13 protein-coding genes are annotated in these 18,993 nt (G+C 42.3%); 10 read left to right on the top strand and 3 right to left on the bottom strand.

Features of this window, described 5'->3' with window-relative positions; genetic code table 11:
• Positions 1-144: 144 nt before the first annotated feature.
• Positions 145-1,380: an aminotransferase class I/II-fold pyridoxal phosphate-dependent enzyme gene (locus WFY05_RS04175; protein WP_340111469.1), complete on the bottom strand. Its 1,236-nt coding sequence runs from the start codon at positions 1,378-1,380 to the stop codon at positions 145-147.
• 716 nt (positions 1,381-2,096) lie between these two features.
• Between WFY05_RS04175 and WFY05_RS04170 the strand changes: the two genes are divergently transcribed.
• From WFY05_RS04170 to frr, 10 genes are all read left to right on the top strand, one after another.
• Positions 2,097-4,115, top strand: a complete 2,019-nt coding sequence (locus tag WFY05_RS04170; protein ID WP_340111468.1) for an alpha amylase C-terminal domain-containing protein — start codon at positions 2,097-2,099, stop codon at positions 4,113-4,115.
• Positions 4,116-5,138 carry a GSCFA domain-containing protein gene (locus tag WFY05_RS04165; RefSeq protein WP_340111467.1) on the top strand — a complete coding sequence of 341 codons (1,023 nt, stop codon included), beginning with the start codon at positions 4,116-4,118 and terminating at the stop codon, positions 5,136-5,138.
• Positions 5,139-5,223: 85 nt separating this feature from the next.
• Positions 5,224-7,170 carry an amylo-alpha-1,6-glucosidase gene (locus tag WFY05_RS04160; RefSeq protein WP_340111466.1) on the top strand — a complete coding sequence of 649 codons (1,947 nt, stop codon included), beginning with the start codon at positions 5,224-5,226 and terminating at the stop codon, positions 7,168-7,170.
• 33 nt (positions 7,171-7,203) lie between these two features.
• Entirely contained in the window at positions 7,204-8,490 is a 1,287-nt protein-coding gene (locus tag WFY05_RS04155) for a glycosyltransferase family 4 protein (protein WP_340111465.1), read from the top strand.
• A gap of 17 nt (positions 8,491-8,507) precedes the next feature.
• On the top strand, positions 8,508-9,839 hold the full coding sequence (locus WFY05_RS04150) for a glycoside hydrolase family 57 protein (RefSeq protein WP_340111464.1): 1,332 nt from the start codon (positions 8,508-8,510) through the stop codon (positions 9,837-9,839).
• Positions 9,840-10,022: 183 nt separating this feature from the next.
• Entirely contained in the window at positions 10,023-12,599 is a 2,577-nt protein-coding gene (gene glgP, locus WFY05_RS04145) for an alpha-glucan family phosphorylase (protein ID WP_340111463.1), read from the top strand.
• A 254-nt stretch (positions 12,600-12,853) separates the two neighbouring features.
• Entirely contained in the window at positions 12,854-13,429 is a 576-nt protein-coding gene (locus WFY05_RS04140) for a helix-turn-helix domain-containing protein (protein WP_340111462.1), read from the top strand.
• Between the two features lie 19 nt (positions 13,430-13,448).
• A complete protein-coding gene (locus tag WFY05_RS04135; RefSeq protein ID WP_340111461.1) occupies positions 13,449-15,101 on the top strand; it encodes an AMP-binding protein in 1,653 nt (550 codons plus the stop codon).
• Between the two features lie 304 nt (positions 15,102-15,405).
• Complete coding sequence (gene pyrH, locus WFY05_RS04130) at positions 15,406-16,116, top strand: UMP kinase (RefSeq protein ID WP_340111460.1); 711 nt, start codon at positions 15,406-15,408, stop codon at positions 16,114-16,116.
• A gap of 107 nt (positions 16,117-16,223) precedes the next feature.
• Positions 16,224-16,787 carry a ribosome recycling factor gene (gene frr, locus WFY05_RS04125; RefSeq protein WP_340111459.1) on the top strand — a complete coding sequence of 188 codons (564 nt, stop codon included), beginning with the start codon at positions 16,224-16,226 and terminating at the stop codon, positions 16,785-16,787.
• Positions 16,788-16,900: 113 nt separating this feature from the next.
• Here frr and WFY05_RS04120 read toward each other — a convergent pair whose 3' ends face one another.
• Positions 16,901-17,542, bottom strand: a complete 642-nt coding sequence (locus tag WFY05_RS04120) for a DUF3267 domain-containing protein (RefSeq protein ID WP_340111458.1) — start codon at positions 17,540-17,542, stop codon at positions 16,901-16,903.
• Between the two features lie 2 nt (positions 17,543-17,544).
• On the bottom strand, positions 17,545-18,987 hold the full coding sequence (locus WFY05_RS04115; protein ID WP_340111457.1) for an oligosaccharide flippase family protein: 1,443 nt from the start codon (positions 18,985-18,987) through the stop codon (positions 17,545-17,547).
• Positions 18,988-18,993: the final 6 nt, after the last annotated feature.

Here is an 18,993-nt window from a genome sequence, read left to right as displayed (position 1 = left end):
AGTATGATCAGTCATATCCGCTATCACCACCTTAAAAGACGGTGTAAAATACTCTTTGCTGTAATTGATATCTTTCGTCGAACGCACTTATTTAGATTGACAGGGAATCAACAATCTAAATCACCCGTTGAATAAAATCAGGTGTTACTCCAGCGCCTGCTCAATGTCCGAAATCAAATCATCAGGATTTTCAATACCCACCGATAAACGCATCATGGTGTCGCGGATATCGGCCACATTTCTTTCCTGCGCTGTAAATTCAGCATATATCGTCGATTCCGGATGGATGATCAATGATTTGTTGTCGTTAAGGTTGGTAGCTCGTCTGATTATTTTCAGTTTGTTCATAAAACGGTAACAGGCTGCTTTTGATTCGAGATCAAAACTCATAATGGTTCCGGGAACGCCTTCAAAATATTTCTTTGCCCGCTCGTAACCGCGATCGTTTTCCAGGCCGGGATAATCTACCCGCTTTACTTTGGCATGACCGCTAAGAAATTTACCGAGTTTCATGCAGTTTTGGTAACAGCGTTCAACTCGGATTTCAAGGATATCGAGGCCTTGTATCTGGAAGCGTGCAGTTTGCGGAGCCATACTTCCTCCGGTGTTCCGGTAAATGTTCTTTTTAATTTTGGCGATCAATGCGTTTTTGCCAAACTTTTGAATGTAAGTTGAAACATTCGGATTGAGGTTCCAGTCGAAATTCCCGTGATCAACGATGGCGCCACCAAACGAAGTAGCGCCACCCGAAATGTATTTGGTGGTTGAAATTACCTCGATGTTTACACCAAAGCTGCCGGCCATAAAAACATTGGGCGGTGTGATGGTGCTGTCGGCAATAAGCAGCAAATTGTGCTTGCGGGCAATTTCGGAAAGCATTTCAATATCCGGAATTTCGAGCTGTGGATTAGTTACCGTCTCGAAATAAATAGCACGTGTTTTTTCATCGATCAAGGCTTCAATTTCTTCTGCATTTTTTAAATCTGAAAAACGGGTTTCCAGACCAAACTCAGCCAGCGTTTGTTTGAAGAGGGCCAGCGTGTGCCCAAAAAGCCGATTGCCCGAAATGATATTTTCCCCGGCTCGCGTAATCGCCATAATCGTATTCGAAATAGCGGCCATTCCTGAACTAACCGCCACCACTCCCTGGCTTTCGGTTAATGCCTTTAATTTAAGCTCGAAATATTCAACTGTAGGACTCGACGAACGGGAGTAAACGTGTGCAATGTATTCTCCCTTAAAATTTGCTTCGATTTGTTCTGCAGAATCAAACTCGTAAGCTACTGCTTCGTAAACTGGCATCTGCAATGCTTTGTGCGGATCTTCTTTAGCGTAGGGTACATTTAATGCTTTTGTTGTAAAACCGGTTTTTGGCATCATTAAAGTTTTTAGAAAAAACAATTGTGAAACATAAAAAGTTTTAAAAGAATTTCGAAAGTTGGTATAGTATTTGTAAAACAACCTGCAGTTTTAGATTAATAATTAAACAGCGTTTAAGGATTATTATTCAACCATGGCGCCCCCCGCCATGGTTTTTTTGTGCACAAATTTTCTGCGTCTTTTGACATTGTATGTTGATTTAATAATAAATAGGTAGGACGAAACTATTTTGTAACAAAAATCACAACTAAAAACGATGATCTCATGTAATGCTGGTTCGATTATTGTAACTTATAGTACGGTTTTAAATTAATAATTAAAACCATTTATAGTAAACTTAGCCATGGTGCCCCCGCGCCATGGCTTTTTGCTAAAACCCCGCTAAGATTAACCATGCGATTCGCAACTCCCTTTTAAGCATTCAACTGTTCATAGTTTTGCAAGGCTACAAATTTATTACAAAAGAATATTTTTTGCAGGAGGGGTAGTAAGCATCTAAGCACATTTTGTGTAATGTTTCGGGTTAAAGGAATCAAGGCTGCATTCTTACGCCTTGTTTTTTATCGGGTTATTCCGATTCCTTTATGAATACCTTGAAAATTATTGTAAATTTCATTAACTGTTTACCTTGTTTACATATCTTTATGAAAAACGAGGAGGACAATTTTGCTTGCATTATGCAGCATTAAAAATTGTTTAACGAAAGACACAATAACATGAAAAAATATCTGCCTAAACTTGTACAGGACGATCCGTGGCTGGAATCCTATTCGGGGGTCATTTCCGACAGAATGATAGTAGCCGAACGCAAAGAAAAAGAACTCACAGGAGGTGCATCTCTTAACGACTTTGCATCGGGTTACTTGTACTTTGGACTGCATAAAACACCCAACGGTTGGGCGATGCGCGAATGGGCTCCCAATGCTACACACATCTATTTGGTTGGCTCGTTTAACAACTGGGAGGAACAATCGCAATATGCCTTCACTCATATTGGAAATGGCGTTTGGGAACTTATTTTACCTGAAGATGCATTGCAGCATGAAGACTTGTATGCTTTGCAAGTGTATTGGGCGGTGAATTCCGGCAAACGTATTCCGGCATGGGCGAAACGGGTAGTTCAAGACGAAGAAACCAAGATGTTCAATGCGCAGGTTTGGGCACCCGAGGAGCCCTATTCCTGGAAATATCCAAATTTTGAACGTGCTGATGAGCCTCCCTTGATTTATGAAGCCCATGTGGGAATGGCAGGTGAAGAACCGCGCGTGCACACCTACAATGAATTTCGTGAACACATGCTGCCACGAATAAAGGGAAATGGTTACAACACCATTCAACTGATGGCCATCCCGGAACATCCTTACTATGGTAGCTTTGGTTACCATGTGTCGAGTTTCTTTGCAGCCTCTTCGCGTTTTGGAACGCCCGACGAACTTCGCCAACTCATCGATGAGGCGCATGGCATGGGAATAGCCGTTATTATTGACCTGGTGCACTCGCATGCTGTAAAAAACGAAGTCGAAGGTCTGGGAAAATACGATGGCACACGTTTTCAGTTTTTCCACGATGGACCCAAAGGGGAACATCCGGCCTGGGATTCATACTGTTTTAACTACGATAAAAATGAAGTATTGCATTTTTTGCTGTCGAACATCAAATTCTGGATGGAAGAATATCAATTCGATGGATTTAGGTTTGACGGGGTAACCAGTATGTTGTATTTCAATCATGGCCTGGAAATCGCCTTTACAAATTACGACGATTATTTTAACGCCAATGTTGATCACCAGGCAACCACCTATTTTAAACTGGCGAATAAGCTGATGAAGCAGGTTAATCCGAAATCGATATCAATTGCCGAAGATATGAGCGGAATGCCCGGTCTGGCTTCTCCTGTAGAAGATGGTGGTCTTGGATTTGACTACCGGATGGCCATGGGAATGCCCGATTTTTGGATCAAAGTGATTAAAGAAAAGTCGGACGAACATTGGGATGTTGGTGAGATTTTCTACCAGCTTACTTCGAAACGAATGGAAGAAAAGGTGGTGAGTTATGCCGAGTCGCACGACCAGGCTTTGGTGGGCGATAAAACCATCATTTTTCGATTGATCGATAAGGAGATGTATTTCAGCATGCGAAAAGACCAGCCCAACCTGACCGTTGACCGTGGAATTGCGCTACACAAAATGATACGTTTGGCTACCGCAAGCTCAGCAGGCGGTGCTTATCTGAATTTTATGGGCAATGAATTTGGTCATCCCGAATGGATTGATTTTCCGCGCGAAGGAAATAACTGGTCGTTCAAACATGCCCGCCGGATATGGAGCATCGCCGACGACCCTGAATTGAAATTTCACTGGCTCTACGATTTCGATAAGGAAATGATTCAGTTGCTCAACGAACATCGCATTATCACTGTGCCTTCGGTTGATCTGGTATTGGATAACAAACCTGACCAGGTTCTGGCCTACCACCGCGGACTTTTCCTTTTTGTGTTCAACTTTAATCCTGATAAATCGTTTGCCGATTATGGTATCCCCTTGGGTGCAGGAAAATACAAAGTAGTGCTGAGTTCCGATTCAGGCCGGTTTGGTGGCTATGATCGGGTGGATGAGCAAATCAGTTATTATACCATGCCGAGTGCGGGAATAAACAGTCAGCATTACCTGAAACTTTATCTGCCGGCACGAACAGGTTTGGTATTTAAAAAAATCGATATTGCAAAGGTGAAATAAATGGTCGACTCAAAATTCCATACCCCGGTAAAAATTCCTAAAATACCGTGGGAAACGGGCTATCAGAAAAAGAACATTTTTATGGGCTCGTGTTTCACCGAAAACGTGGGGCAAAAAATGGAAGACCTTAAATACCCGGTCGACATTAATCCTTTTGGAATTTTGTATAACCCGACATCGGTAGCCGAAGGACTGAAATCACTGTTGTCTGTCAGAAAATTTGGCCCCGACGATCTTGCCGGGTACAACGGTTTGTGGCACAGTTTCTCGCACCATGGTCGCTTTTCGGGAACGGATAAAGACCAGGTGCTGGAAAAAATAAATACACGAATTCAATATTCTTCAGAATTTTTGAATACTGCTGATTTTTTATTCATCACGTTTGGTACGGCATGGATTTACAGGTACAAGAAAACAAAGGAGATCGTTTCCAATTGCCATAAAATACCGGCAACTGAATTTAACCGCGAGCGCTTATCGGTTGATGAGATTGTGGAAACTTACAGCGCACTGCTTCCCGCTGTTTGGAAGATGAACGAAAGCTTGAAAATAATATTTACTGTCAGTCCAATCCGGCACTGGAAAGATGGCGCCGTTGAGAACCAAAGAAGCAAAGCCATTTTACACCTGGCAATCGATGAACTGCAGAAACGCTTTCCTGAGCGTTGTGCTTATTTTCCGTCCTACGAAATAGTTATGGATGAACTGCGCGATTATCGCTTCTATGCGGCTGACATGTTGCATATTAGCGAAGTAGCCGTCAATCATATCTGGCAGCTTTTTGAAGAAGCACTGATTGATGAAGAAAGTCGTAAACTGGCTCAAAAAGTACAGAAAATACGATCCGCAGCGGCGCATCGTCCCATCAATAAATCAACTCCCGAATTCAGGAAGTTTATTAAGAAAATTTATAATGATATCCTTGAACTTGAAATCGAATTTCCCTATCTTAACTTAAAGTTAGAAAAAGAACATTTTACCCGTAATTTGGAGAAAACGGGAGGTGTTCACTCTAAAAAGTGATTAAAATCATATAATTTTGTGGGCGAGGGTTTGTCCTTACTTCTAACTTTCTTAATCAATAAATCTCACACAAAATTTTAGGATTATGCATTACCTCAGTTTTGATCAGGAGCAGTTAATCAATTTAGAATATTCGCTTTACAAGGAAATACTTCGTACCAACAAAGCCGGATCATATCTTTGTACAACACTCAACGGATGTAACACACGAAAGTACCATGGATTACTGGTTAGCCCGATTGAAAATTTTGGAGGTGAAAAGCATGTTTTACTGTCATCGCTCGACGAGACAATAATACAGAACGAAGCTGAATTTAACCTGGGGATCCGCCGTTATCAGGGAGGATCTTACGAACCCAAAGGACACAAATACATCCAGAATGTGAGGTTTGGAAACGTACCAAAAATAACCTACAGGGTAGGAGGTGTGGTGCTTACGAAAGAGCGTTTGCTCGTTGAGAAAGAAGAACAGGTACTGATAAAATATACCCTTGAGAAAGCCAAAGCACCAACAACCCTCCGCTTAAAACCTTTTCTGGCTTTTCGAAACATTCACGAGCTCAGCAAAGCAAACATGTTTGTAAATACGCATTACAAAAATGCCGACAACGGAATATCGGTAAAATTGTACGACGGCTACCCCGACCTTTTTATGCAAACAAGTAAAGCATCGGATTTTGTTCCGGCGCCCGACTGGTATTACAATGTTGAGTACCTGAAAGAATTGAACCGTGGCTACGAATACCTCGAAGATCTTTTTGTGCCGGGTTATTTTGAATTTCCTTTAAAACAAGGTGAGTCGATAATTTTTGGAACCGGCTTAAAACAGGTAAAATCGGTTTCCCTGAAGCAACGGTTTACACGTGAATTTAAAAAACGAGGGCAGCGGGAGACCTTTAACAGTTCGCTCGAACATGCGGCCAGACAATTCGTAATGCATAAAAAGAAAACGGCAGAGATCATTGCCGGATTTCCCTGGTACGGCAGCATTACACGGCAAACATTTATTTCGCTTCCCGGACTCTGTCTCGCACTCCGTGAACAAAAGCTGTGTGCGACCATCCTCGATTCGTACCTGAAATATTTTAACGATGGATTTTTCCCGGATAATATCAATGCCGAAAAACTGACTTACCATGCAGCCGATACTTCGCTTTGGTTTGTTTGGGTGGTTCAGAACTGTTACAAGAAGAACGGAAATCCAAAATCGACCTGGAAAACATATGGTCCTGCAATTAAGCGCATTTTAGAAGCTTATCGTGATTCAAAGCTGGATTACATCGGGACAAACGACGACGGCCTGGTTGAAGCTTACAAAGATAATGTTGCATTGACCTGGATGGATTCGAGTGTGAACGGAAATCCGGTGGTGCCGCGACCTGGGATGGCGGTTGAAGTAAATGCCCTGTGGTTTAATGCCATTTGTTTTGCGCTCGACCTGGCAGATATGGCAGGCGATATGGAATTTATCGATCAATGGAAAGACATGGTGGAGAAAGTAGCCCGCTCGTTTCTGAAAACCTTTTGGAACGATGGCCACGAATCTTTAGCTGACTATGTTTACCAGGGACAGGCCGATTGGGCCGTTCGGCCAAATATGGTCATTGCAGTGGCATTCGATTACACCCCGCTGTCAAAAGAGCAGCAAAAACAGGTGCTTAGCGTTGCCAAACGTAAGCTGCTTACCAACCGAGGATTACGGACTTTGTCGCCCGATCATTTGCGCTATAACGGCAACGTTACCGGGAACCATCAGGAACGTGAACTTGCCGTCCATATGGGAGCTGTTTATCCCTGGTTGTTGCAGTTCTTTGTTGAAGCCTACCTGAAAATTCACAAACGGGGAGGGTTACCATTTGTTAAGCAGATTGTCGAGAGCTTTGAGCAGGAGATGACAGAGAACTGCGTGGGTACGGTTTCCGAAATGTACGACGGAAATCCGCCGCACGCAGGAAAAGGTGCCCTCTCGCAGGCATGGAACGTGGCCGGAGTAAATTACGCCTTACGATTGATCCACAAATACAGGGAATAATAAGTTAGAACTGAATCTTAAAAATCAGTAGTAATGAAGATACTCATGTTTGGTTGGGAATTTCCACCACATATTTCAGGAGGCCTTGGAACCGCTTGTTTCGGACTTACAAAAGGACTCGCTGAGATTAAAGATGTGGAGGTAACTTTTGTTGTGCCAAAAGCTTTTGGCGATGAGGACCAGTCGGCCATGCGCCTGATTGGTGCAAATACAGTCCCGATCAGCAAGAAGGAAATCCAGCTTGGCGAAACCGAAAAAAAGATGGAATATCTGGAGGTCGATTCCACAATTGTTCCTTATGTCAGCGAAGAAGAATTCTGGAAACTCAAAAGCAAGAAATACAGCCGAAATACACGTTTTGTTGAAACAGAAGATGGAACTACCATCAATTTCACCGGAACGTATGGCGGCGGGTTGTTAGAGGAGATTAAAAATTACGGATTGGTGGCCGAGATTATCGCTTCAAGTGCCGAATTCGATATTATACACGCCCACGACTGGCTGGCTTATCCGGCAGGAATGGCTGCCAAAAGGGCTAGTGGTAAGCCGCTTGTTGTGCATGTTCATGCTACCGACTTCGACCGGAGTGGCGGCAGTGTAAATCCCCGTGTGTATGCCATTGAACGCGAAGGAATGGAAATGGCCGATAAAGTGATAGCAGTCAGCAACCTGACGCGAGATACCGTGATCAATAAATACGGCATTAACCCGGAAAAAGTTGAAACTGTTTATAATGCAGTTGAGCCGGTTAATGATGAACCGACTTCATTGCCGGAAAAAGGAATCGACGAAAAAGTGGTTACTTTCTTAGGGCGGATCACCATGCAAAAAGGTCCTGAATATTTTATTGAAGCTGCCAGCCTTGTTCTTCGGAAAATGAACAATGTGCGTTTCGTGATGGCAGGGAGCGGCGATCTGCTCGATACCATGATCACCCGTACCGCCGAACTGGGAATTGCAGACAAATTTCATTTTACCGGTTTTTTGAAAGGAAACGATGTCAGCGCATTGTTCAAAATGACCGATGTATTCGTTATGCCTTCGGTTTCCGAACCCTTTGGAATTGTTCCTCTTGAAGCCATGCAATTGAATGTGCCCGTTATTATTTCCAATCAATCGGGAGTGGCCGAAGTGCTCGAGAACGCCATTAAAATCGACTTCTGGGATACCTTTGCCATGGCCGATTCAATCTTTGGAATACTTAATTATCCATCGCTGGCAACTCACTTTAAAACAGAAGGGAAGCACGAAGTAGATGCGTTCAGATGGGTAAATTCGGCCATGAGAGTAAAAGAAGTATACGACAATGTGTTAGCCTAAATTATAAATAGAAACGAATGAAATCAATTTGTTTATCATTACAAGTGCACCAGCCATTCAGGTTCCGTCGCTATCGTTTTTTCGATATCGGCAACGATCATTATTATTACGACGATTATTCGAATGACGCTATTCTGCAGCGGGTAGCTGATAAAGCATATCTTCCCGGGAATAAATTGTTGCTGAAACTCATCGATAAGCTTGAAGGGCAGTTCAAAGTTTCATTTGCAATTTCGGGTACTGCACTCGAACAATTTGAGTTGTATGCTCCCGAAGTTCTTGAATCTTTCCGGGACCTGGCAAAAACCGGTTGCGTTGAGTTTTTATCGGAAACCTATTCACACTCCTTAACCTCGTTAAAAGATGCGGCTACTTTTAAGGATCAGGTGAAACAACACGACGAACGGATATTTGGATTGTTTGGACAAAAGCCGCAGGTATTTAGAAATACCGAAATGATTTATTCCAACGAGATAGGGGAATTGGTTTCAAAAATGGGATACAAAGCCATGCTCACGGAAGGTGCAAAGCAGGTACTGGGCTGGAAAAGTCCGAACTTTTTATATGTAAATGCTTTAAATCCAAGGCTGAAAATATTGATGCGCAACTTTAAACTCAGCGACGATCTGGCTTTTCGTTTCTCCAACGGTAACTGGTCGGAATATCCACTGACAGCCGAGAAGTTTATTGGCTGGCTCAATAAGCTCGAAAAAACAGAGGAGGTGGTTAATTTATTTTTGAGTTATGAGTCATTTGGGGAGCGTCAACCGGCAGAAAGCGGAATTTTTGAATTCCTCGAAGCCTTTGCCAAACAGGTTGTTAAAAGCGATGAGCTGGCTTTTGCCACACCCGCCGAGATTGTAGAAAAATTACAGCCTATTTCTGTGGTCAATGTTCCCGAATCAATTTCGTGGGCCGATGAAGAGCGCGACCTTACTGCCTGGCTGGGGAACGGAATGCAAAAAGAAGCCTTCAATAAACTGTATGAACTCAGTTCGCGCATGAAACGATGCCGGGATGATGAATTGCTGAAAGACTGGAATTACCTTCAAGTAAGTGATCATTTCTATTACATGTCGACCAAACATTCGCTCGACGGTAGTCAGAACCGATCACAAAATCCATTCGATTCGCCTTACGACGCCTTCATCAATTACATGAATGTGCTTAGCGATTTTAAAATGCGGTTAAATGCACTGGTTCCTGAAAATGAAACCGAAAGTGAAATCGCCATTCTTCAGCGCATAATTGAAGAAAAAGATGAAAAACTTAAAAAACTGGAGGCCGATCTGAATCGACTGCAGACAGCCAAAAAGCCCAGGAAACCACGCGCTAAAAAGGGTAAATAGTTTTGAATTTCAGAAAATTAAAGAAAAGGTTAAGAGAAATTGTATAAACGACAAAATATACAAATAAAAACTATTTTTGCAATCCGTATTAATCACGGTTACAAAGATGAACCAATAACATATAAAGGTGTTAACCTTTGTTCAAGGTTCTTTGCTGTTAGTTAATATTAATAATCAAAAACAATGAGTACAGAAAAATTAAGATATATACCAGCACCGGAAATTGAGGTGGCTGAGTGGCGTAAAATTAGTGTAGAATCCAATCTTCCGGATAGTTTGCAGCCCTTGCGCGAGCTCTCTAAAAACCTTTGGTGGGTTTGGAGCAACGAGGCACGCGAGTTGTTTCAGTATATTGACGAAGAGATTTGGGAAGAATGCGAACACAATCCTATTCTTTTACTCGATAAAGTAAGCTACAATCGATTACTCGAACTCACAAGAGACGAGGGATTTATTGAGAAAATGCACCGGGTTTACAATTCGCTGAATGCTTACCTCGAAGAACGTAAATCGCTTGAAGGTCCTCAGGTCGCATATTTCAGTATGGAATACGGCTTGCACGACAGTTTGAAAATTTTCTCGGGAGGACTTGGAATTCTGGCAGGTGATTACCTGAAAGAAGCCAGTGATTCACGGGTAAATCTTGTGGCCGTTGGCTTACTGTATCGATTCGGGTATTTTAAGCAGACGCTGAATTTGCACGGCGAACAGATGGCGAATTATGAAGCCCAGCAATTCACCAAGATCCCTGTTCAACCTGCTGTTGATAAGGATGGGAATTGGGTAAATGTTGAAGTACAATATCCCGGAAGAAATGTTGTTGCACGGGTTTGGCAGGTAAATATAGGTTCCGTGAAACTCTTTTTACTTGATACTGATCATACCGGAAACAGCGACGAAGATCGTTTTGTTACGCATCATTTGTATGGAGGCGATAATGAAAACCGCTTGAAACAAGAGTTGCTGCTTGGTCTTGGTGGTATAAAAGCATTGAAACAACTGGGATACGATTCCAACATCTATCACTGTAATGAAGGGCATGCTGCTTTCATTGGAATCGAACGCATTATTAATCTGATCAACGAAAAAGGACTGTCGTTCGCCGAAGCACAGGAAGTAGTGCGCGCTTCAACTGTTTTCACTACGCACACGCCTGTTCCGGCAGGGCACGATTCGTTCCATAACGACATGTTTAAGCACTACATGAACAGTTTTCCGGATAAACTGGGGTTGAAATGGGATGAGTTCGACATGCTGGGTAAAGCCCACAAAACCGACGATCATTTCAACATGAGTTATTTGGCCAGCAACTTGTCGCAGGGGATTAATGGTGTGAGTATGTTGCACGGTGATGTGAGCAAGGAAGTACTCAAAGATATGTACCATGGCTTTTTGCCCGAAGAGCTCGAAATCGGTTATGTAACCAATGGTGTGCATTATCCGTCGTGGACTGCACCTGAATGGAGATCTCTTCATAAGCGATATTTCGGTGAACATTTTCCGGCCAATCAGTTGGATTTTGATGTTTGGAAGAACATTTACAACGTACCCGATCACGAGATCTGGGAACTCCGGAAAACCTTGCGTTTGAAGATGATCAACTACATCAAACAACGGTTTACCAACAACTGGATTAAAAGGAATGAGAATCCAAAGATCATTACCGAGATTTTGGGTAAGTTGAATCCCAACTCGCTGACCATTGGTTTTGCTCGTCGTTTTGCAACCTATAAACGGGCGCATTTGTTATTCCGTAACCTCGATCGTTTGGCAAAAATTGTCAATAATCCCGAACGTCCGGTTCAATTTATTTTTGCAGGTAAAGCGCATCCCGCCGATAAGGCCGGTCAGGATCTGATCAAGCACATTGTGGACGTTTCAAAGCGACCGGAATTCAGAGGAAAGATTTTGTTTGTGCAAAATTACGATATCAACCTGGCAAAAATGCTGCTCCAGGGAGTTGACGTGTGGATGAATACACCTACTCGCCCTTTGGAGGCTTCAGGAACAAGTGGAGAAAAAGGGGTGATGAACGGAACACTGCACTTTTCTGTGCTCGATGGCTGGTGGGTTGAAGGTTATCGCGAAAATGCAGGATGGGCATTGCCGGCAGAACGTGCCTATGATGTACAGGATTTCCAGGATGAACTGGATGCCGAAACCATCTATAATATACTCGAAGATGAGGTTGTGCCATCGTACTACGAACGCAACATGGCCGACATTCCTGAACGTTGGATCGGCTATGTTAAAAATACTATCGCCCAGGTAGCTCCTAATTTTACTACCGGAAGGATGATCAGAGATTATCAGGATCGCTACTACAATCCACAGTTTGAGCGGGCTTCGCGAATTCTCGCCGATGATTATAAATTGGCTAAAGACCTGGTAGCCTGGAAAGAATACATCATTTCGAAGTGGAAAGGTGTTAATGTGAAGAAAATTGAAATGGTAGAAGGATTCACCACCCGTTTTATTATGGGAAATGAATATCCGGTAAAGGTAACTGTCGACCTGAACGGGCTTTCGCCTAAGGAAGTTGGTGTTGAGCTGGTGATCACAGAAACCAGCGAAGAGGAAGGGACAAAAATCTTCGATGCATGGGAGTTTGAACCACAAGGATGCCAGGATAAACTTTGCACCTATTCGTACCTTGTTAAACCGGCTCACCCGGGATCCTTCAATTACAGCTTCAGGTTGTTCCCAAAACATGAAAACCTGCCACATCGCCAGGATTTCAAGTACATTAAATGGATTTAATGCAATTATTTATTCGATAATAAAAGGTGTCGCTTGACACCTTTTTTTGTGCCCTGAAATCAATGACGGAATCTTAACAGAAATATATTCAGTATTTGATTGAGCTTTGTCCGGCTAAGATTTTTTTCAATTCATACAAACTGTTATTTTTACAGCCCAATAATTAAAACCATTAACTTCTAAGTCAGTTACAGGCATGAATTCACGGAATTACTGTGCTCGCTTACAAGTTTAAACCGCTTAAAGTAAGTCGTATGAAGAACAGGAAAAAAATTGGAACAAAGATTAAGGACTTCAGGGAGTTCCGCCAGATGAGTCGTGAAGACCTGGCATTAAAAGCTAATCTCGATCCGGTTCAGCTTGAAATGATCGAAGAAAAAGGATCTGTTCCTTCATTAGGACACCTCATAAAAATTTCGCGCGCATTTGGTGTGCGTATTGGCACCTTCCTCGACGATCAGGAAAAAATCGGACCGGCCATTGTAAGAAAAGGTGAAGAACAGGCGGCTTTCAGTTTCTCAACAAAAGATGAAACTACGCGTGAGCACCTTAACTTTTTCTCGCTGGCACAAACAAAGCCCGGACGTCACATGGAGCCGTTCATTGTTGAAATTGAAGCAACGGCTGCATCCGACTACAAATTATCCTCGCACGAAGGGGAAGAATTTATCTTTGTTCTGGAAGGAAAAGTAGAGATCAACTACGGGAAAGAAATTTATCAGCTTGAGCAGGGCGACAGCATTTACCTCGATTCCATTGTTGCACACAATGTACATGCCGTTGCCGATCAGAATGCAAAACTGCTTGCGGTTGTTTACACGCCGGTATAACTAACTAAACAAGACTGATATGCAGTTACTCGATTATACCCTGGGCCAGATGTTGGAAAAATGGGCCTACGAAACTCCCGATCAGGATTTTATCGTTTATCCCGACCGCGACCTGCGTTTTTCATACAAGCAGTTCAACGAACGGGTAGATCAACTGGCAAAAGGATTCTTGTTCATAGGCATCAAACCCGGCGACAAGGTTGGAATTTGGGCTAAAAACGTTCCTGACTGGACTACCCTGATGTTTGCAACTGCAAAAATCGGAGCGGTTCTGGTTACCATCAATACCAATTATAAACTTCACGAGCTAGATTACCTGCTTAAGAACGCCGATATTCATTCTCTGTTTTTAGTGGAAGGATACCGTGACAGCGATTACGTTCAAATGATTTTTGAGCTGGTTCCCGAGTTAAAGACCCAGGCACGTGGCGAGTTAAAGAGCGAACGTTTCCCAGAACTGAAAAACGTGGGTTTCATTGGTCAGCAAAAGCATCGGGGGATGTACAGTACGGCCGAGCTCATTTTGCTGGGATCGCACATCGATGATCTGGAGTTGGAAAGTGTAAAAGAAACGGTGAATTGCCACGATGTGGTAAATATGCAATATACTTCGGGTACTACCGGATTCCCGAAAGGTGTTATGCTGTCGCATCATAACATTATAAACAATGGTTTTGCTGCCGGCGAATGCATGAAATACACCCGCGACGAGCGCCTGCTGGTTTGTGTACCTCTTTTTCATTGCTTTGGTTGTGTGCTTGCAGTCTGTGCCATTATTACGCACGGTTCTACCATGGTGATCAACGAAGAATTCGATCCTTTGATGGTTTTGGCTTCGGTTCAAAAAGAAAAATGTACCGCATTGTATGGAGTTCCAACAATGTTTATTTCTGAGCTGAACCACCCGATGTTCGATATGTTTGATCTGTCGAGCCTTCGGACAGGAATTATGGCAGGAGCATTGTGCCCGATTGAAACCATGAACCAGGTGATGGACAAAATGCACATGAAAGACATTATTATTGTTTACGGTCTTACGGAATCCTCACCCGGAATGACAGCTACGCGGACGCACAATTCACCCGAGGTTCGTGCAACCACAGTTGGCTTCGAATTTCCGAATGTTGACGTTAAAATTGTTGATCCCGAAAGTGGTGCAGAGTGCGAGCCCGGAGTCCAGGGGGAGATTTGTTGCAGGGGCTACAATGTTATGAAAGGTTATTACAATAATCCGGAAGCTACAGAAAAAGCCATCGACAAAGAAGGTTGGCTGCATTCGGGCGACCTGGCCATAAAAACTGAAGACGGGTTCTATAAAATTACGGGCCGTATAAAAGACATGATCATTCGTGGTGGGGAAAATATCTATCCGCGCGAAATTGAAAACTACCTGTATGGAATGCCGCAGATAGAAGCTGTTGAGGTGGCAGGCGTTCCAAGTAAAAAATACGGAGAAGCCGTTGGTGCTTTCATCAAGTTAAAAGATGGACAAAAACTTACCGAAGAAGAAGTGATCGATTTTTGCCGGGGGAATATTGCCCGGTTTAAAGTCCCAAAGTATGTTTTTTTTGTTAATGACTTTCCGATGACAGCCAGCGGTAAAATCCAAAAATATAAATTGAGCGAACTTTCACTTGAGCTTTGCAAGCAAAAAGGTATTGAAATCGTATAATTGTAAGGCGATTTTTATGCTGAAAAATAATTTTATTCTACAAGAGTATTACAAGTAATGTACAACATATATTATATGTTGGAATACCTGATAATACTGACTTTCATCATTTCCCGGCTTATCATAAACCAACACTTTTGCAGCGAAATAGTTATGAGCAATTTTTTTTAGATTTTTAACCCATTATACGAAGGGTAATAATTAGACAGCGCAGTAAATAAGGCCAGTGATCAGATGATCTCTGGCCTTTACATTTACAATAACCCAAAACTATTTTATCTTTGCAGCACATAAATCAACTCTAATGGCTAAATACAAACGTATTTTATTAAAACTAAGCGGCGAATCACTGATGGGCAGTCAGCAATATGGCATCGACCAGCAAAGGTTGAGTGACTACGCTGAAGAAATTGCAGATATTGTTAAAGGTGGAACTCAGGTAGGTATTGTAATTGGCGGCGGAAACATTTTTCGTGGCCTCAGTGGAGCAGCCAAAGGTTTCGATCGGGTAAAAGGCGATCAGATGGGAATGCTGGCCACAGTAATAAACAGCCTGGCGCTAAATTCGGCTCTGAATAATGCCGGAGTAAAATCGAAGGTGTTAACAGCCATTAGAATGGAACCCATTGGCGAATATTATTCAAAAGATAAGGCCGTTGAGTTACTATCAAAAGGGGAAGTAGTTATAATTTCCGCCGGAACCAGTAATCCGTATTTCACAACTGATACGGCCAGTGCACTGCGAGGAATTGAAATTGAAGCTGACGTGATGTTGAAGGGTACCCGCGTGGATGGTATTTATTCAGCCGATCCGGAAAAGGATCCTGATGCAACCCGGTTCGAAACGATTAGCTTTGACGAAATATATGCAAAAGGCCTAAAAATAATGGATCTTACGGCGACCACTTTATGTAAAGAGAATGATTTGCCGATCCTCGTATTCAATATGGATCAAAAAGGTAATTTAAAGCGAGTTATGAAGGGCGAATCGTTAGGAACAATAGTGCACAACTAATTGTTTCTTATTTTAACTTGCAATAAATTATTTAAAAAATTTTCAAGTATTTATATTTTTTCTATATTTGCTAACAGTCCTTGGTTGGAAACTCAGTGTTTTAACGAATGCAAGAAGAAGTAGATTTAGTTTTAGACGTTTGTAAGGAGAAGATGGGGGCAGCCGTTGAGCACCTCGACAAAGAACTAGCTCACATTCGAGCAGGAAAAGCATCACCAGCCATGTTAGACGGCGTTCTTGTAGAATATTATGGAAGCCAGACACCTTTGAATCAGGTGTCGAACGTAAGTACACCCGATGCGCGTACAATTGCAGTTCAGCCCTGGGAGAAATCATTGATCCCGGAAATTGAAAAAGCGATTATAAACGCAAATTTGGGACTGAATCCGGACAACAACGGAGAAATTATCCGAATAAATGTTCCGGTACTTACAGAAGAACGAAGAAAGTCGCTGGTAAAGCAGGTACACAACGAAGGTGAACAGGCAAAAATCAGTATCAGGGGGGCACGAAAAGAAGCAAATGACGAACTCAAGAAGCTTCAAAAAGACGGATTGTCTGAAGATATGGAGAAAGATGCTGAAGACCAGGTACAAAAACTGACCGACGACTTTGGTAAAAAGGTAGATACTTTAGTAGATGCTAAAGAAAAAGATATTTTAACGATATAATTGTTTCTAGTTTTCTGTTTTCTGAACATTGTTTAATTGTTTTCATGGCTTTGAGGCAGCTTGTAGAAGCTGCCTTTTTTTTGCCTTTTTTTTCAGCTTATCAACACCGGAATTTAATGTGATCCCGATCCCTTTCTTTTGAAGTAATAACTTTTCTTTTCAGAACGTACATCGTATGTGTACACCTGTTCGTGTCGGTAAAAAATGGAGAGTAGCCCGATATCACCTGCACAAAAAAAGCTGTGTGTAGACATAATCGTAATCATCAGGTAGAACTCCGGGGAGTGAAGAAATATAAAAAGCCCCACGATAGTTATCATTTTAATGACGACAAATGGCGCCAGGGCGATCAATTCAAACTGTGATTTGTTCAAAACGTGCCGGTCAGCTTCGGCATAGAAAATAAATTTGCGCAAATAAGCTCCGTAATGCACTTTTTTAGCCCCGCTAAGTTTCAGCGCCAGACCATGAAGTAATTCATGAATAGGAATCAGCAAAGTAAAACTAAAAAGTAAAGCAACTATACTAAAAACAAGGGGAGTCCAATTGTCGTGGTACGCCAAAACTATGGAACGCGTGATAAAAAACATTCCGACCAAAAGCATCAGGATCTGGTAAATCATAAATCCGGTGATCAACTTTCCGCCTTGTGCCAACTGCTCCAGCACAAATGTTTTTATGGTGGAATGCTCCAGTTCAGCGATCAATTCAAAATTTTCCGTGTTTTGTAATTCTTCAATCGTTGGATTTGCCATACCTACTCATAACGGATTATCTTATAAAGGTCTTTCAGGTTAAAAAGTTTAATAAGAATGGCAAAAACAAAGGCGCCTAAAATCATGCTTAGGTAACCGGTTAGCCAGTGACCGATGCTTTTTGAAAGTGTGCCGATAACGGCAACCACTCCAATAAAAATCAGTATCTGGAATACAAATCTGAAGTTTACATTGAGCTGAAATATCCTAATGGCAAGAATAAGCTGAACTGCTCCTGTAAAAAGCTGCGTGACAAGGCTGGCGTATGCCGATCCAAAGGCCTGAAAACGTGGGATTAGTATAAAGTTGAGCGTTACGTTTATCAGCATGCCGGTGAAAGCCATGATGTTTAGTTGTTTCATGCTGCCATTAGCCGTTAAAAGCGTACCGAAAATGTAGGTTGTGGCAATACCGATAAATCCGGTCATTAGGATTCCGAGAATGCCGGAAGAGTTTTCGGTATTGGAAGTATAAAGAACATCCATTATTTCGCTGGAGTAATAAAGGCTGGAAATGGCAATGATTATGGCCGGTACAATTAAAAGGGTAAAAGAAAGTTTTGCCATTTGACCGATATGTTCTTTTAGCTTGATCATTTTTGAAAATATGGGAAGCAGCAAACCGGCAAAAAGAACTCCAAACATCGAAACGGCATCGAGCAGGCGAAAAGCCTGTGCGTAAATTCCGGCTTGTTCCTTGCCAATTGGGTGGGGAAGCAGGCGTTCAAGCATCACCGAATCGATCCGGTTATAAAACGACATCAGTAAAATCAGCAGGGCGTAAGGATAAGATTTTCGAAGAAAAACCGCAAAGAATGCCAGGTTGAACCTTATTTTTATTCGGCCTGATTTGCTGAGCACAATACTTAGTGTGATTAATGCTGTGATGGCGTATGCAAGCGTTTGAGCATAAACGAACCAATTGATGGTAAACACAATATTGAACATACTCGTGAAGAGTAAAAGACTGCAAATAATGATCATCAGAGTGCGATCGAGAACCGAGATAAAACTATCGGTTCGGAAAAGGTGCAAGGCACTAATGTTCGATCGCAGATAGAGGGTGAATGAAATCAGAAACTGGTTGAATATCAGGAAAACCAGCAGGTGGAACTGCACCTGGTCATAGCCGATAATGGCAGCAGCTCCAAAAGTGAAAATAGCATAAACAATGGCCAGTAAGAACTTCAGACTGATGATGTGCGACAAATGTTTTGGCAACAAAAAATTGTGCTGGGCAATGTTTCGGTTGTTGTAATTGGTGATACCCAGATCGAGCAGGATATTCAGCAACATTGAAAAGTTGAACAGGGCAAAATACAGCCCGTAACTTTCATCTCCAACGGTATTCTGTACAGTTCTGTCGATACCAAAAATCCAAAATGGTTTGATCAACAGATTGAGGAAAAGGAGTAATATCAGGTTAGTTACAAATTTACGCTTCAAAACATG

This window comes from Maribellus mangrovi (assembly GCF_037646455.1).
Classification (GTDB): Bacteria; Bacteroidota; Bacteroidia; order Bacteroidales; family Prolixibacteraceae; genus Draconibacterium; species Draconibacterium mangrovi_A.
This window is presented reverse-complemented; position numbering and strand designations above follow the sequence as displayed.

Excerpts from the sequence above, each read along its gene's own strand:
- WFY05_RS04175 (WP_340111469.1), bottom strand. The coding sequence starts at position 1,380 with ATGATGCCAAAAACCGGTTTTACAACAAAAGCATTAAATGTACCCTAC.
- WFY05_RS04170 (WP_340111468.1), top strand. The coding sequence starts at position 2,097 with ATGAAAAAATATCTGCCTAAACTTGTACAGGACGATCCGTGGCTGGAA.
- WFY05_RS04165 (WP_340111467.1), top strand. The coding sequence starts at position 4,116 with ATGGTCGACTCAAAATTCCATACCCCGGTAAAAATTCCTAAAATACCG.
- WFY05_RS04160 (WP_340111466.1), top strand. The coding sequence starts at position 5,224 with ATGCATTACCTCAGTTTTGATCAGGAGCAGTTAATCAATTTAGAATAT.
- WFY05_RS04155 (WP_340111465.1), top strand. The coding sequence starts at position 7,204 with ATGAAGATACTCATGTTTGGTTGGGAATTTCCACCACATATTTCAGGA.
- WFY05_RS04150 (WP_340111464.1), top strand. The coding sequence starts at position 8,508 with ATGAAATCAATTTGTTTATCATTACAAGTGCACCAGCCATTCAGGTTC.
- glgP (WP_340111463.1), top strand. The coding sequence starts at position 10,023 with ATGAGTACAGAAAAATTAAGATATATACCAGCACCGGAAATTGAGGTG.
- WFY05_RS04140 (WP_340111462.1), top strand. The coding sequence starts at position 12,854 with ATGAAGAACAGGAAAAAAATTGGAACAAAGATTAAGGACTTCAGGGAG.
- WFY05_RS04135 (WP_340111461.1), top strand. The coding sequence starts at position 13,449 with ATGCAGTTACTCGATTATACCCTGGGCCAGATGTTGGAAAAATGGGCC.
- pyrH (WP_340111460.1), top strand. The coding sequence starts at position 15,406 with ATGGCTAAATACAAACGTATTTTATTAAAACTAAGCGGCGAATCACTG.
- frr (WP_340111459.1), top strand. The coding sequence starts at position 16,224 with ATGCAAGAAGAAGTAGATTTAGTTTTAGACGTTTGTAAGGAGAAGATG.
- WFY05_RS04120 (WP_340111458.1), bottom strand. The coding sequence starts at position 17,542 with ATGGCAAATCCAACGATTGAAGAATTACAAAACACGGAAAATTTTGAA.